General features: G+C 65.8%; 11 protein-coding genes and 3 pseudogenes. 6 read left to right on the forward strand and 8 right to left on the reverse strand.

Going from position 1 to position 15258, the window contains the following annotated elements:
* Positions 1 to 4 precede the first annotated feature (4 nt).
* The 4 genes from T8T21_RS16030 to T8T21_RS16045 all read left to right on the forward strand — a co-directional run bounded on the left by T8T21_RS16030 (position 5) and on the right by T8T21_RS16045 (position 5662).
* Entirely contained in the window at positions 5 to 1789 is a 1785-nt protein-coding gene (locus T8T21_RS16030) for a sodium:solute symporter family protein (protein WP_322337691.1), read from the forward strand.
* Between the two features lie 91 nt (positions 1790 to 1880).
* On the forward strand, positions 1881 to 3707 hold the full coding sequence (locus T8T21_RS16035) for a putative nucleotidyltransferase substrate binding domain-containing protein (protein WP_322337692.1): 1827 nt from the start codon (positions 1881 to 1883) through the stop codon (positions 3705 to 3707).
* Positions 3708 to 3744: 37 nt separating this feature from the next.
* The gene (locus T8T21_RS16040) at positions 3745 to 4266 is read left to right on the forward strand and encodes a hypothetical protein (RefSeq protein WP_322337693.1); all 522 of its coding nucleotides are present in this window, start codon (positions 3745 to 3747) and stop codon (positions 4264 to 4266) included.
* Position 4267: 1 nt separating this feature from the next.
* Positions 4268 to 5662 carry a 3'-5' exonuclease gene (locus tag T8T21_RS16045; RefSeq protein ID WP_322337694.1) on the forward strand — a complete coding sequence of 465 codons (1395 nt, stop codon included), beginning with the start codon at positions 4268 to 4270 and terminating at the stop codon, positions 5660 to 5662.
* A 17-nt stretch (positions 5663 to 5679) separates the two neighbouring features.
* On the opposite strand, the gene T8T21_RS16050 is transcribed toward T8T21_RS16045, so the two are convergent.
* Positions 5680 to 5952: an IclR family transcriptional regulator domain-containing protein gene (locus T8T21_RS16050; RefSeq protein WP_322337695.1), complete on the reverse strand. Its 273-nt coding sequence runs from the start codon at positions 5950 to 5952 to the stop codon at positions 5680 to 5682.
* Positions 5953 to 5980: 28 nt separating this feature from the next.
* On the opposite strand from T8T21_RS16050, the pseudogene T8T21_RS16055 reads away from it, so the two are divergent.
* Positions 5981 to 7242 (forward strand): annotated as a pseudogene (locus T8T21_RS16055) (IS3 family transposase).
* 253 nt (positions 7243 to 7495) lie between these two features.
* Here the strand turns inward: T8T21_RS16055 and T8T21_RS16060 are convergent.
* From T8T21_RS16060 to T8T21_RS16085, 6 genes and pseudogenes are all read right to left on the reverse strand, one after another.
* Positions 7496 to 8455 carry an ABC transporter substrate-binding protein gene (locus T8T21_RS16060; RefSeq protein WP_322337696.1) on the reverse strand — a complete coding sequence of 320 codons (960 nt, stop codon included), beginning with the start codon at positions 8453 to 8455 and terminating at the stop codon, positions 7496 to 7498.
* 22 nt (positions 8456 to 8477) lie between these two features.
* Positions 8478 to 9440: an ABC transporter substrate-binding protein gene (locus T8T21_RS16065; RefSeq protein ID WP_322337697.1), complete on the reverse strand. Its 963-nt coding sequence runs from the start codon at positions 9438 to 9440 to the stop codon at positions 8478 to 8480.
* A 115-nt stretch (positions 9441 to 9555) separates the two neighbouring features.
* Positions 9556 to 9999 carry a (2Fe-2S)-binding protein gene (locus T8T21_RS16070; protein WP_322337698.1) on the reverse strand — a complete coding sequence of 148 codons (444 nt, stop codon included), beginning with the start codon at positions 9997 to 9999 and terminating at the stop codon, positions 9556 to 9558.
* Positions 10000 to 10074: 75 nt separating this feature from the next.
* Positions 10075 to 11462 (reverse strand): annotated as a pseudogene (locus T8T21_RS16075) (IS3 family transposase).
* A gap of 84 nt (positions 11463 to 11546) precedes the next feature.
* Positions 11547 to 11675 (reverse strand): annotated as a pseudogene (locus tag T8T21_RS16080) (IS3 family transposase); the annotation flags it as partial.
* 981 nt (positions 11676 to 12656) lie between these two features.
* A complete protein-coding gene (locus T8T21_RS16085; protein WP_322337699.1) occupies positions 12657 to 12842 on the reverse strand; it encodes a hypothetical protein in 186 nt (61 codons plus the stop codon).
* 1071 nt (positions 12843 to 13913) lie between these two features.
* Between T8T21_RS16085 and T8T21_RS16090 the strand changes: the two genes are divergently transcribed.
* The gene (locus T8T21_RS16090) at positions 13914 to 14348 is read left to right on the forward strand and encodes a hypothetical protein (protein WP_322337700.1); all 435 of its coding nucleotides are present in this window, start codon (positions 13914 to 13916) and stop codon (positions 14346 to 14348) included.
* Positions 14349 to 14522: 174 nt separating this feature from the next.
* Here T8T21_RS16090 and T8T21_RS16095 read toward each other — a convergent pair whose 3' ends face one another.
* Positions 14523 to 15170 carry a hypothetical protein gene (locus T8T21_RS16095; RefSeq protein ID WP_322337701.1) on the reverse strand — a complete coding sequence of 216 codons (648 nt, stop codon included), beginning with the start codon at positions 15168 to 15170 and terminating at the stop codon, positions 14523 to 14525.
* Positions 15171 to 15258: the final 88 nt, after the last annotated feature.

Here is a 15258-nt window from a genome sequence, read left to right on the forward strand (position 1 = left end):
CGCCATGGACCAGTTCACCCTCAACCTGATCTTCGTGGGCGCCTCCTTCGCGCTCTATATCGGCATCGCGATCTGGGCCCGCGCCGGCTCCACCTCGGAGTTCTACGCCGCCGGGCGCGGCGTCCACCCCGTGACCAACGGCATGGCCACAGCGGCCGACTGGATGTCGGCGGCCTCCTTCATCTCGATGGCGGGCCTGATCGCCTTCACCGGTTACGACAATTCCACCTACCTGATGGGCTGGACCGGCGGCTACGTGCTGCTGGCGCTGCTGCTCGCGCCCTATCTGCGCAAGTTCGGCAAGTTCACCGTGCCCGAGTTCATCGGTGACCGCTTCTACAGCCCGACCGCGCGGCTCGTGGCCGTGATCAGCCTTCTGGTGGCCTCTCTCACCTACGTGATCGGCCAGATGACCGGCGTCGGCGTGGCCTTTGGCCGCTTCCTCGAAGTCGACAACACCACCGGCCTGCTGATCGGCGCCGTCGTCGTCTTCGCCTATGCGGTGTTCGGCGGCATGAAGGGCGTCACCTACACCCAGGTCGCGCAGTACTGCGTTCTGATCGCCGCCTACACCATCCCGGCGGTCTTCATCTCGCTGCAGCTCACCGGCAACCCGATCCCGGCGTTCGGCCTCTTTGCCGAAACCGGCTCCGGCGAGCCGCTGCTGCAGACCCTCGACCAGATCGTCACCGATCTCGGCTTCAAGGCCTATACCCAGCACCACGGCGACACCTTCAACATGCTGCTGTTCACGCTCAGCCTGATGATCGGTACCGCTGGCCTGCCGCATGTGATCATGCGCTTCTTCACCGTGCCCAAGGTCTCGGACGCGCGCTGGTCGGCCGGCTGGACGCTGGTCTTCATCGCGCTGCTCTATCTCACGGCTCCCGCCGTGGGCGCGATGGCGCGGCTCAACATCACCCAGCAGTTCTGGCCGCAGGGCACGAACGCCGAAGCCGTGTCGGTCGAGACGATCGAGAGCGACCCGGCCTATGACTGGATGGCCACCTGGCAGCAGACCGGCCTTCTGGGCTGGGAAGACAAGAACGGCGACGGCCGGATCCAGTACTACAACGACGCCGCGCCCGAGATGCAGGAACGCGCCGCCGCTGCCGGCTGGCAGGGCAACGAGTTCGTCAACTTCAACAACGACATCCTCGTTCTCGCCAACCCCGAGATTGCCAACCTGCCGGGTTGGGTGATCGGCCTTGTGGCCGCCGGCGGTCTCGCCGCTGCGCTCTCCACCGCTGCCGGCCTTCTGCTCGCCATCTCCTCGGCAGTCAGCCACGACCTGGTGAAGGGCCGCATCGCGCCGAACATCTCCGAGAAGGGCGAGCTTCTGTCGGCGCGGATCGCTATGGCCGCCGCCATCGCCGTGGCCACCTATCTGGGCATCAACCCGCCGGGCTTCGCTGCGCAGACCGTGGCGCTCGCCTTCGGCCTCGCGGCGGCGTCGATCTTCCCGGCGCTGATGATGGGCATCTTCTCCAAGCGGGTGAACAACACCGGCGCCGTGGCGGGGATGCTCGTGGGCCTGGGCGTGACCGTGGTCTACATCTTCCTGCACAAGGGCTGGTTCTTCGTCCCGGGCACCAACTCCTTCGACGACTCGGACCCGCTCCTGTTCACCGTGAAGTCGACCTCCTTCGGCGCGGTGGGTGCTCTGCTGAACTTCGCCACGGCGATCATGGTCAGCCGTGCGACGCAGGAGCCGCCGCAGGAGATCCAGGATCTGGTCGAAAGCGTCCGCATCCCGCGTGGCGCAGGGGCGGCGACCGCCGGCCACTGACCCCCGTCGAGGGGCGGCGCACCCGCCGCCCCTTGCGACCTTTGCGTCCCGCGCCCAGCATGGCGCGGGACGACCCTTATCGGAGACCCCGATGCCGCAGCCCCTCGACGCCTTTCTCGCGCGCCAGCCCCCCTGGGATCGGCTGCCCGACGCGGTGCGTGCGAAGATCGCGGCCGCCGCCCGGCCGATCGAGGCCGCCGCAGGCGAGGCGCTGTGCGAGGTCGGCGCGCCGCAGCCTGGCCTCTTCGTGATCCGCGAAGGCGCGGTGACCACCACCGATGCGCGCGGCGCCACCGTCTCCCGTCTCGGCCCCGGCAACAGCTTCGGCGAACGCGCGCTGCAACGCGGCGGCACCGCCCTCGTCACCGCCCGCGCCGACGAGCCAAGCGCGCTGCTGCTGCTCTCCCCCGATTTTTTCGCCGAGCTGATGCGCGAGCACCGGCTCGTCCGCCGCTTCTTCGACCGCTCCAACCCGCTCGGCGACCGGCCCCGCACCCGCGCCGAGGAACTCACCTCCACCCGCGTCGCCGATTTGATGGCGACCGACCCGGTGACCTGCGCCCCCGACACCAGCCTGCGCGCTGCCGCCAAGCTGATGCGCGACCGCCGGATCTCGTCGCTCTGCGTGACCGAGAATGGCGCCCTGCGCGGCATCGTCACCTTGCGCGACATGGTTAACAAGGCGCTGGCCGAGGCGATGCCGCCCGACACCCCGGTCACGCGGATAATGACCGAAGCGCCGATCACGCTGCCCTCGAACGCCATCGGCTCGGACGTGCTGCACCGGATGATGGAGCGCCATCTCGGCCACCTGCCGATCGTCGATGGCGGGCGGCTGGTGGGGATGGTCACCCAGACCGACCTGACCCGCTTCCTCGCCTCGACATCGGCGGGGCTCCTGGGCGACATGGCCCGTGCCGGCTCGCCCGAGGAGCTGTCCCGCGTCACCGCCCGGATCCCCGATCTGCTGGTCCAGCTCACCGCCGCCGGCAACCGCCACGAGGTCGTCACGCGGCTCGTCACCGACATGGCCGACGGCGCGACCCGTCGCCTGATCCGCCTGTACGAAAAGGCTCATGGCGCCGCGCCCGCCCCCTTTGCCTGGGTCGCTTGCGGCAGCCAGGGTCGGCAGGAGCAGACCGGCATCTCCGATCAGGACAACGCGCTAATCATCTCCGACGCCGCCACCGATGAAGACATGGCGTGGTTCGCCGGGCTGGCCCACTTCGTCTCGGACGGGATGAACGCCGCAGGCTACGTGTTCTGCCCCGGCGACATGATGGCCACCAACCCGCGCTGGCGGCAACGCGCCTCGGTCTGGGCCGGCTATTTCCGCGACTGGATCGCCCGGCCCTCGAAGGAGGCGCAGATGCTCGCCTCCGTCATGTTCGACCTGCGGGTGATCGCCGGCGAGGAGGGGCTCTTCGCGCCTCTGCACGAGGACACGCTGCGCGCGGCGAGCGGCAACTCGATCTTCACCGCGCACATGGCCTCGAACGCGACCGGCCACGTGCCGCCGCTGGGCCTGCTGCGCGGCTTCGCGACGCTGCGCTCGGGCGAGCACCGCCACCATATCGACCTCAAGCTGAACGGCGTCATCCCGGTCGTCGATCTCGCCCGGATCTACGCGCTGCAGGGCCGGCTCTCGCCGATGAACACCCGCGCCCGGCTCGAGGCGGCGGGCGAGGCGGGGGTGATCAGCCTGCATGGCGCGCGCGACCTGCTCAACGCCTATGACGTGATCGCCCAGACCCGGATCGAGCATCAGGCCCGCCAGATCCGGGCCGACGAGGCACCGGACAACTTCATGCAGCCGAACGAGCTGTCGGATTTCGAACGTTCGCACCTGCGCGACGCCTTCGTGGTGGTGAAGACCATGCAGGCCGCGCTCATGCAGGGCCGGCGACTACTGGGATAACCCCGCGCCACCCGGCGCGGGCAGGGGAGGATTAGGGATGTTTCTGGAACTTCTCGGCGTGATCTTCGCGGGCGTGACCGGCGCCCTCGTCGTCTATGCCGCGAACCGCGCGACCGGCGGACGGCTGCCGCGCTGGCTGATGCCCGCGGTGGCCGGTCTGGCGATGATCACCGCCACGATCAGCCTCGAATACAGCTGGTACGGCCGCACCGTCGCCGCGCTTCCCGAGGGGCTGGTCGTCGCGGACAGGGTCGAGGATCGCGCCTTCTTCCGTCCCTGGACCTATCTCGTGCCCTATATCGACCGCTTCGTCGCCGTCGACCGCGCCAGCATGCAGACCAACCCCGACCGCCCCGGCGAGCGCATCGCCAACATGTATTTCTTCGGCCGATGGGCGCCGCTTCGACGCGTGCCGGTCGCCTTCGACTGCGCCGGCAACCGCCGGGCGGCGCTGGTGGAGGGCGCGGATATCGCGCCGGACGGCGGCATCGCGGGCGCCGAGTGGACGCAGGCCCCGCCCGACGATCCGCTGCTCGCCGCCGCCTGCGCGGAGAGCTGAGATGCAGCGGCTGGGCCTGCGACAGCGCGTGGCGCTGTTCTTCGCGCTGGCGGCCGCCGGCGGGCTCGCCGCGATCGCCACCGGCCTCGCGCTCGGCTACCGGCAGGTGGCGGGGGCGGACCTTTCGCCCTTCGTCACCGCCGGGGTGGTGGCGGGGTTCGGCCTGCTCGCGGTGATCGCCGGGATCTGGCTGCTGTTCGACGAGAACGTGGCCAAGCCGGTCATCGCCCTCGCGGCCCGGCTGCGCGCCCATGCCCATGGCGGTGCGGACATGCCGCTCGACCTCCAGAGCGCGCGCTGGCTGGACGATCTCGTTCCCGCCGCCGCCGCCGTCGCCGACCGGCTCGGCCGCTCCACCTTTGATGCCGCCGAGGCGCTGGCCGAGCGTACCGCCGAACTCGCCGCCGAAAAGGACCGCCTCGCCGCCGTGCTCACCGGGATGCCGGTCGCGGTTAGCATCATGGGCCCGAGCCACAAGCTCGTCCTCTATGACGGCCAATCCGCCGACCTGCTGGGGCAGGAGGGGCCGGTTCGGCTCAACGCCTCGATCTTCGAGTATCTGCGCCCCGGACCGATCGAGACCGCGCTCGAGGAGCTGCACCGCCGAGGCGCCCGCCGCGCGCCGCTGGTGGCCGAGACACTGTCGGGCCGGGTCTGCACCGGCCATATCCGCCTGATGGGCGATGAGGCGGGCTACATGCTCATGCTCGAGCCGCTGGACCCCGAGGCCGAGCGCCCGCTCACCTACGACTTCGCCTTGCTCGCGGGACGCACCGGTGCCGCCGCCCGCGACACGCCGTTGCGCGACCTGAGCTTCGTGGTCTTCGACACCGAGACCACCGGCCTCGACCCTGCCTCGGACGCGATCGTGCAGATCGGCGCGGTGCGCGTTCTCGGCGGGCGGATCGTGCCGGGCGAGGTCTTCGAGACGCTGGTCGATCCCGGCCGGCCGATCCCCGCAGCCGCCGCCCGCGTCCACCGCATCACCACCGAGGCGGTTTCCGGTGCGCCCGACCAGGCCAAGGCCGCCGAGGCTTTCCGCCGCTTTGCCGAGGGTTCGGTCCCGGTTGCGCATAACGCCCCCTTCGACATGGCCATGCTGCGCCGCGCCGGGGCCGCTCCCGAGCCGCCGATCCTCGACACGGTGCTGATCTCGGCGGCCGTCTATGGCGGTCACGAGACGCACACGCTCGACGCGCTCACCGAACGGCTCGGCGTCGCGCTTCCCGAGGTCGAACGCCACACCGCGCTCGGCGACGCGCGCGCGACGGCCGAGGTGCTGATACGCCTGCTCGCGATCTGCGAAGGGCGCGGCCTGACCACGCTCGGGGCGCTGATCGACGAGGTGACCCGCCACGAGCGCATCGTCGAAGCATTGGTCGGCGATACGAGCTGACGGCGCAGAGTGATCGGTCAGCCCTGTCCCATTGGCGAATTGGCGTTCGCAGTCTCGAGCAGGGCCGGCAGGACCTTCCCGCGGAGCAGGTCCTCGTCCCAGCGATAGGAGGAGACCGAGCATTGCACTGCCGCCCGCGCCCGGCCGTCCGGGCCCCAGATTGGCGCGGCGAGGCCGATTTCGTTGAGGATCATCTGGTTGCGTGAAATGGCGTAGCCATCCTGAGTGGTGCGCGAGATGTTATCGGCGATCTGGTCGCGGTGTGCTCTGCCCCCGTTTCGATCGGACACTCAGGCGTAACCAAGGAGGCTTAGGCATATGCCTGAGCACGTGTTTATGTCTAACTACGAGATCATCACCGACGGCGGCCGCAGGCGCCGCTGGTCCTCGGCCGAGAAGCTTCGGATCGTCGATGAGACGCTGGAGGAAGGCGCCAGCATTTCGGTGGTCGCGCGCCGCAATGGCGTGGCGGCAGACCTGTTGGATCGTTGGCGGCGCCTGATGCTGGATGGGGGAGCCGTGGTCGTGTCCGGAGATGACGACTTCACAAGCAACCGTGCCGTCCGACAGATGGAAGAGCGCATTCGCGAATTGGAGCGGCAGCTCGGACGCAAGACGCTCGAGGTCGAGGTCAAGGAAGCCTTGGACAAGTCGCGTTCAAAAAACCGATCTGGCTCGCGCGTGCTGCGCACCGGCCCAAGGGCGGTTCCCGGTGAAGGCCGTAGCTGAGACGCTGGGCGTCTCCCGCTCGAACCTGAATGCACGGCTGAACGGGAGCGCGAAGCCGCGTCGGCGCTATCACAAAGCGCAAGACGGTGAGCGGCGCGGGCCGAAGGCCAAAAGGCGCTGCGGACGTGCTTCCACTGATCTCGGCGATCGTGACGGCACGGCCGACCTACGGCTACAGGCGCATTGCGGCGGTTCTGAACCGGCGGCTCCGGGCCGAAGGCGCCGCGCCCGTGAACCACAAACGGGTCTACCGCATCATGCAGGCGCACGACCTACTGCTGGCGCGCAGATACACCGAGCGGCCGGATCAGACGCACGAGGGCAAGGTCATCACCATGCGCTCGAACCTGCGCTGGTGCTCGGACGGCTTCGAGTTCACCTGCTGGAACAGTGATGTCGTCCGAGGAGCCTTCATCATCGATGCGCATGACCGGGAAATCATCGCCGGGCGGGCCGTGGTGAACGCCGGCATCAGCGGCTCGGACATCCGCGACATGATGCTGGAGGCCGTCGAGGCCCGCTTCGGCAGCTACCGAGCGCCGCATCCTGTCGAGATACTCAGCGACAATGGCTCGCCCTACGTCGCCAGGAACACCCGCACCTTCGCTCGACAGCTGGGCCTGAAGCCCTGCTACACGCCGGTGAAGAGCCCGCAGAGCAATGGCATCGCGGAGGCTTTCGTGAAGACGCTGAAGTGCGACTACGTTTATGTCACGCCACTGCCGGATGCCGTCGCTGTCCTCGAGTTGCTCGCCGACTGGTTCGAGGACTACAACACCCATCACCCGCACTCAGGGCTGAAGATGCGCTCGTCCCGCATGTTTATCACTGCTCAAACCGCAACCGCCTGAGTGTCCGGTGAAACGGGGGCAAAACCACAGCGGTTCTACCGATCTGGTCAGGCTTCGGCGTGCCGCCGCTATGCCTGATAAGTCGGTTTACTAAACAGAAACTGGAGCGGACAGGACCATGCTGGGCGGGTCACACCCAGCATGGCCAAAGCCAAGGTCACGTGCGGTATTCGCCCCTCAATGACGCCTCTGAAAAGGGCGGCGCCGCGTCTCCATGCTGCGACGTCTGCTCCCCGAGTGGCGTCTTCCCTCGTTACCGCAGTTGATCCGGCATCCTAACGAGGTCGTGCCCGTCCACATGGCTCAGGACGGTATAGGCAAGCGTGCTGGCCGCATCATAGGTTGAGGTCGACGCCAGAGAACGCGGCAGGTAGACGACCTGGTTCTCGCGGCAGGCATGCAGCGTATCGCACCATGACGGAAGAACGCTCTCGAGTGCGGCCTTGGCATCAGCCACCGTTTCGCCGCGGTCGGCGCGATAGGTGACGAAGATCATGTCCGCGTCGAAGCGCGGCAGCATCTCGGCCGAGAACGTTTGACGCTCGTTTCCCTCGATAGCATCGACGATCTCCGGAAACGAGAAGCCCGCGTCGCGCAGCACCTTGCCGAGCGTGCCATAGGAGTTCCACACCAGCAGCTCGCCGTCATGCCCCTGAATGACCGAGACGCGCAGCTTCTCCGTGTCGACTTGGCTGCGGATCAGATCGAGCTGCGCCTCATAGCGTGCTTCGAGCGCGGCGAGGCGGTCGCCGCGCCCGGTGATCTCCGCCAGCTCGGCGTAGACGTCGAAATCACTGGTCGTCGCGATGTCGAAGACATAGGTCGGCGCGATCCGGCGCAGCTGGTCCGGATCGGCTGTTTGCCAGCTCGTCGTCACGATCAGATCGGGGTCGACCGCGGCGACGCGCTCCACATCGGCTGGCAAGTTGCCCATGAACGCGATGTCGGAATTGGCGAAATCCATTCCCGTGGCCGTGGCGGAGGAGCGGATATAGGGCGTGCCGTCCGCCCGGGTCCGTCCGTGCGAGCCGACCGGCTCGATCCCCAGTTCGAGAAGCGCGACCGTCAGCGAGGTGTCATGCAGCGAGACGATCCGCTGCGGGTTGGCGGGCAAGGTGACCTCGACCCCGGTGCCGTCGACGACCGTGCGGACCTCCTGCCCGGCCGCAGGCACGGCGACCGCGATCAGGGCCATGGTGGCGAGACGCTTCATGAAAGTTCTCCTCTTCTCTCGCTCAGTTCGCATCAGCGGTCGTCGCGGGATCGCCGTCGAGAGCGGTCTCGATCAACGGGACGAGGCGTCCCACAGCGTAGGGGATCGACAGGAGAGAGGCATGCGAGAAGGCGCCGACCAGCTCCTCGTCGAGAAAGATCTCGCCCCCTTCCTGGGCGACATCAAGGAACTTGCGTGCGGGCAGGTCGAGAATCGGCTGTCTGTTCTCTGCCTCCGGGAGCCAGACGAGAAGATCTGTATCGATCGGCGAAAGATCTTCGGGGGAAAAGTTGACCGCGAATTCATTGCCGACGATCAGATCGTCGATCGCTTGCGGCGTCTTGAAGCCCACCTCTGTAAGCAGCTGCGGGCGGATATCGTTCGACGTGTAGGCGCCCAGGTCGCCGTTCCACATATAGGCAACGGCGGCGGTCTTGCCGGTCCAGTCCGGATGGGCATCGGCCGCTGCCTGAAGCTCGGCCTCGACCGCTTCTATCCGCTCTTCGGCTTCCGCCTCGCGTCCGACGGCCCGGCCGGTCAGGCGCGCGCGCTCGTCCCAGGGCAAGGCGTAGTCACCGACGCCTTCGGGGACCGCCACCACCGGCGCGATCAAGCTCAGGCGTTCGTATTCTTCGGCGGTGATGCCGGACCACAGGGCGACGATCACCTCTGGCTCAGCGGCGGCGATCGCCTCGAAGTCGATCTGGCCGCGCAGGATCGTCGAGGTTCCCTTGAGCAGGGGCTCGGCCCAGGGCCAGACCGAGCGGGGGTAATCGCCATACCAGTGACGGATGGTTACTGGCTGCACCCCAAGGGCGAGCAGATCGTCGGCTCCGGCATAGTCGAGCGAGGCAACGCGCTTAGGCGCCTCCTCAATCACCGTGGTCCCGAACTTGTGCTCGAAGGTCACGGGGTAGTCCTGTGCGAATGCAGGCCCCGAAAGGCCGATGATGATGGTCGAGATGGCCGTGGTCAGGCGCAGCATGGTCTTCTCCGGTTTTGCGAAATGGGATGTCGCGCCCGCGGGGGCGGGTCTAACGGCAGGCGCGGGCGGGTGAGCGGACTGTGATGGCCGCACGCTCGGTGGGGGAGGGGTCTCGTCACGCTTCCTCCAGCCCATGCTTGCGGCGCAGATGGGCGCGCAGCAGCGCCTCGCGGCTCTCGGGGTCGCGCAGGACGCAGGTCGAACAATATGCGCCACCCTCTGTCGTGTAGTAGCGGCAACAGCCGCCCCGCGCTCGGAACCACTCGGCGATGTCCGGCCGCTCGGGCAATTCGATCCGGAAAAAGCCAGTCTGACGGGAATGAAGTGGGTTCTGCCGATCGCGCAGAGCCGCATAGGCCATTTCCATGGCCTTTTCCTCTCGACCCGCATGCTTGCCCTGCATCAGGAGCGCGCCTGCCAAGGCGTCGCCGATGAGCCGCCACAGCGCGCCCTTTGACAGGCCCGAGCGATCAACGAGAGACCGGACGAGCGGCGCGAACAGCTCAGGCAGCGCGGCGCCCAGCATTGCGGCGGGCGCGCTGCACGGCACGAGGTTCACTTTGTCCGTCGTCAGATGATTTGGGACATGATGGTCTGATGTCGAACGGAGGGTCTGGCTCGTTCGGGTTTCGGTTCATGCCGCCGTCTGGCGATGCAGCGAACGGCGCTTTTCGATCGTCCTGGCTTTGATCTCCTTTCGCCGATTGAGGATGGTGTCGGCCCTGCCGAGATAGACGTCGTTAGGGGCGAGATTGCCGAGGCTCTCGTGGTAGCGGTGATGGTTGTAGTGGTCGACGAAAGCCGCCACGGCTTCTTCGAGCGCCCCGGGCAGGTAGTAGTTCTCGAGCAGGATGCGGTTCTTCAGGGTCTGGTGCCAGCGCTCGATCTTGCCCTGGGTCTGGGGGTGGTTCGCGACGCCGCGAACATGGTCCATGCCCTTGTGACCGAGCCAACCGGCCAGCTCCCCGGAGATGTAGCTGCTGCCATTGTCGCTGAGCAGCCGGGGCCGGTGGGCGACGGTGGCCCGGTCGCAGCCCGAGGCGGCTAGGGCATCTTCCAGCGTCGCGGTCACATCCGCCGCTTTCATCGTCGTGCAGAGCCGCCAGGCGACGACGTAGCGGCTGTAGTCGTCGAGGATGGTCGAGAGGTAGAACCAGCCCCAGCTGATGACCTTCAGATAGGTGAAGTCGGTCTGCCAGAGCTGGTTCGGCCGGGTCGTCTTCTCATAGAACTCGTCTGCCGCTCTGATTACCACGAAGGCCGGGCTGGTGATCAGGTCGTGGGCCTTCAGAACCCTGTAGACGCTGGCTTCGGACACGAAGTAGCGCCGGGTGTCGGTGAAGCGGGTGGCGAGTTCCCGGGGTGACAGCTCAGGCTGCTCCAGGGCCAGATCGACGATCTGCTCGCGCACCTCGTCGGGAATCCGGTTCCAGACCCGGCTCGGTCGCGAGGGCCGGTCCTCGAGCCCGGCGGGGCCCAGCGACAGATAGCGATCATACCAGCGGTAGAAGCTCGTGCGCGGCACGCCGATCATGTCGAGCGTCCGCTTCGCCGGCAGGTGTGAGCGTTCCACCTGCCGGATGATCTCGAGCTTCTCGGAGGCGGGATATCTCATGCCCCGTCTCCCCCATCCCCGAGCATGCTTTTTTTAGCAAGCGGTTCTCCAGGGTGAGATCGGCCACCGCCTCCTTCAGCGCCGAGGCCTCGTGCCGCAGCTCCTTGACCTCGGGGCTGCTGGCCTGGCGGGCCGTGTCGCCCGCGAGCCGCTTCTTGCCGGCCTCGAGGAACTCCTTCGACCAGCTGTAATAGAGGCTCGTGGCGATCCCCTCGCGCCGGCAAAGCTCGGCATTCGCCATTGTCGCTCGGACCGATGGCGCGACATGGCTCATTGTCCTCGCCACGCAGCCCCTCCAGGACGACGCGGATCTTCTCCTCGGCCGAATGGTGCTTCCGCGTGCGCCGACGGATGTCCTTCACCACCGACTCCGCCGTCGGTCTGGCTGTTCCGGGTTTCTGTCTCATCTCCACTCCTCGGTGGTTACGATGAGCCAGAAACCCTCCGTTACAAAATCAACTCACATGTCCCAGAGGCGCTGACGGGGGACACACCGACATGCTGGCGCCATCTTCCAGCGTCTCCTCGACGATCCGAAGCTTCTCAGCCGAAGACCAGCGCCGCCTGCGGCCGCCGTCTGTGATGATTTCGTAGTCAGACATAAGCACGTGCTTAGGCATATGCCTAAGCCTCCATGATTATACCTGAGTGTCCGGCCGAAACGGGGGCCAGTTCAGGCAGGGACATTCAGACCCGGGGCTCGAGCGCTTGCAGCTCTCTGAACCGATGTGAACCCAGCCATCCGAACAGCATACCGGCCCGTGGCATCATCGAAGGCCACACTTAGAGGCCTGACACACGTCCGATCGAAGACCCCGCCGACCTGCGAAGATCAAGCTTGCCAAACAGGGGGCATCCACACACGTCATGGCATACGAGACGCCGTCCGGCTCCAGGGGCGGGGGCATCCACCGCATCAGTTCAATGACCTATTGATCGAAACCTAATCTTCATCTTCCGATGGCTTGGCAAGCAAGCTGTGTGTCGAGCTGTACCAATCATCTCTCCGGGGGCCCAAGTGTCTCTTACAACATTGGGTTAGGCATTGTCCCGCGCCATCTCTAGAGCTTCCCTAAAGCGCAATTGCTCTGATTTTCTGGTGGTATGCCTCTCAGCCAGCGACAGACAGGGTTGCTTTACGCAAGGTAATAAATATTTGTTTGCGGTTCAGGCCGAAATCGCTTCCGGCCCAGCTAACTATGCACCATATAATGTGTAGGGCGCGAGCCTGGTTATATATCCCAGTGAGGGGTCAGGATCGACACTGATCTATACAGCCAAGCTACATGGCATAGTGCCAAAGCTGGTTTGAAAAGACAGTCATTCTGGTGATCATACCCCATGAGGGGTGAAGAATATGAATTCCGATCGAACATCGATCGATATTCAGAATTTCGCCAAGGGCCGCGGACCATTTCCGCGGCCCTTTACAATTCTCGTAAACTTTTTGCGCCCTTTCTTGTCGAAATACGGGCGTTAGGGGATAGCACAATAATATTGCAATGCCTTTTCGACCTGCGCTGGCAATCCTTCGTCGTCAGATGAATTGGAGTACGATGGTTTGATGCCGATGGGAGCGCCTGGCTTGCTCGGGGTTCGGTTCATGCCGCCGTCTGGCGATGCAGCAAGCGGCGCGTCTCAGAGGTCCTGGCTCTGATTTCTTGTCGATTGAGGATGGTGTTGGTCCTCCCCAGATAGACATCGACAGGTGCGAGGTTGCCGAGGTTGTCGAGGTAGCCGTGATGATCATCGTGGTCGATGAGGGCCGTAACGGCGTCCTCGAGCACCCCTGACAAGTAGTAGTTTACGGGGAGTGGCGTAGCACCACTGGCTCAAGCGCACCGCGGTGTCGTCGACGTCGTGAAAAGCAAGCTCGAGCTGGTTTTGCATTCTTGAATTCCAAGCGCTTAGCAGCGCCTCGATCATGTTGCTCCGTGCTTCCATCGCGACTTCCTTGGAACGCTCGACGGCCTCCCGAACCGATGCACCTACCGCAGTGTCACTCATTCATCTGTGACATGGCAGGCAGGACGCAGCCCAAGGGAGCGGGATCGGACGCCACGGCCCCCCTCACGTTCGGCTTTGCCGAGAGGATGCACCGTCAGAGCGGGCAGGACTGAACAAAGCGTTCCTGGTGACAAGGTAGGCGAGCCCCCAAAGCGGCGGATTCGGAGGACGAACGCCTTGCGGAACGGGGGGCGGGCGCTGCCGTCTGCTGCGTGGAGGAGTCCTTTGATTGTGGGCAATGGCGGCGCGGGCTTGCCGAAAGAGCGCTGCGGGAGACCGCGGGCGTGGTCCGGGTGACACGCCCGCCGCTCCAGCAGCCCTTGGAGGAGAGAAGGACGGGCGGGTCGATCCACCAGGAAAAGGACCCCCCGGATCATGACCCCTCTCGAACCTTCTCCGTCAGCCACCTGGCAGGCCAGCCTCACCGCAGGCGACATCGTCTCGTTTCGGTTCCCCTATGTAGATGCCCCCTCGGCCGAGCGCGCTCGCCCCTGCCTTGTTGTGCAGGTCGATCCGGGCGGCGAGGTGGTCCTCGTCTACGGCACATCGCGTTGGACCGCTGCCAACCGCGGCCAAGAGCTGCACGTCACGGGACCTGACATCCAGCTCGCATCTCTTGACCGGCCAACCCGCTTCATAGGCGTACGCCGGGTCCGGATCTCGCTCGACAGTCCCCGTTTCGTTAACGGGGCACGTGGCACGCCGGTCGTCGGACGGCTTCCTGATACGGCATGCGCGCAACTTGACCGCCTCACGCACCTTCAGGCCCCGACGCGTCGGCGTTCAGGGCGCTTGCGGCGTCGCCGGACCAAACCGGTCGGCCCTTCCCTCACCTTGCAAAGGAGTCCCGCATGACCGGGCAGACCCTCACCCACGACCTCGCCGCTTACGCCACGCGTACGCGGCCCGATTTCGATCTGATCTTCTCCATGGAAGTCAACCTGCCTGCGCAAGAGCAGCGTCTGGTGGGCTGGTTCGCGGATGTCCTCTCGCGCCACCCCGACGCTACGCGCGAACCGGCGCTGGCCCTGGCGCTGCGCGATATGGTGACAGTGCGCAACGCACGGCTCAGCTTCCGCTCACCGCCCGCTCGAGGGGGATCTCGGCCAGTGGCCCTTATCGTCGGCGATCTCGGGGGGGCCGTCCCAGCGGGATACGCGGTGGCCGAGCTTCTGCGTCTTATCGGGCGCCATAAGCCGGACATCGCCCTGCGCCTGGCCCACGACGTGCAACAAACCGATGCACGTCAGCGCGCGCAGATCGCCGCGGCGCTGCAACGCCGGTAGCTCGGTTTGTTGCCAGGGCGCACGAGCCGATCGCATCGGCGTGGCCGGGGGCGGTGCCGGGTTGGTATCCAATCCCTGGCGCGTGACGGGACATCTGGCCCTCCCCGCGGCTGCCAGACGTCCCGCGGCGGGCTGCAGAGCAGCCACCGCGGGGCATCGAGACCCGATCAGAATTCAATAGTAGGTCAGATCGAAGTTCTCGAATTGGGACGGGAGCGGGCAGACGAGCTCAGGCTGGTTAATACTTCCATTCTGCAAGTGGAGCAGGTCTCGCATGAGCTGCGTGGTCTGGGCCAGATCCGCGTATTGGGCCAGCGCCGCATGGGCGCTGGGGGTCGCCGGCAGGACAAGACGTATCAGTTCGTCCAGATTGTCCTGCGTCCAGGGCTTGTTGCTCCTGTAGCCGTCCTCCTTGAGGATCCCAATCGCACTTGGCAGATGGTAAACGCTGTAGCTTTTGGGCTTCTCGAGGCTTTTTTGCATACCCTCCATCCGACCGTCGCCCTCCACCTGCATTTGCACGATGATCGGAATGCTCGGCTCTTCCTGAAGGAGCATCTCGAGATGCGCCATAGGCGCCTGCTGCGACGCCTCGAGACCGCAGTAGCTCCGGAACTGCAAAGCGCCGTCCATGTGCACCACGAAATAGGTGACGACTTCGCGGCCGAAGTGCGCTTCGGTCGAGTGATACTCGTGACAAATGGCAACGACGTCGCCGTTTCGCGCCTTTGCTGGAGCGACGAGGTGTTGGGCCAGTTCAGGCGAGATGCTGCAGTTCTGGCGGTCAGTAGAGATGTAGATAGGGCAGTAGAGAGGTGTCATGGGGAGTCCTGCATCAGGTGCATCGGGGATCTGACGGCACGACCGCGCGCCGGGTGGGGTTGGGTTTTGCGCTGGCAAGTTATGAGGA

The sequence above is a fragment of the Limimaricola variabilis genome, assembly GCF_034371605.1.
Taxonomy (GTDB): domain Bacteria; phylum Pseudomonadota; class Alphaproteobacteria; order Rhodobacterales; family Rhodobacteraceae; genus Limimaricola; species Limimaricola variabilis.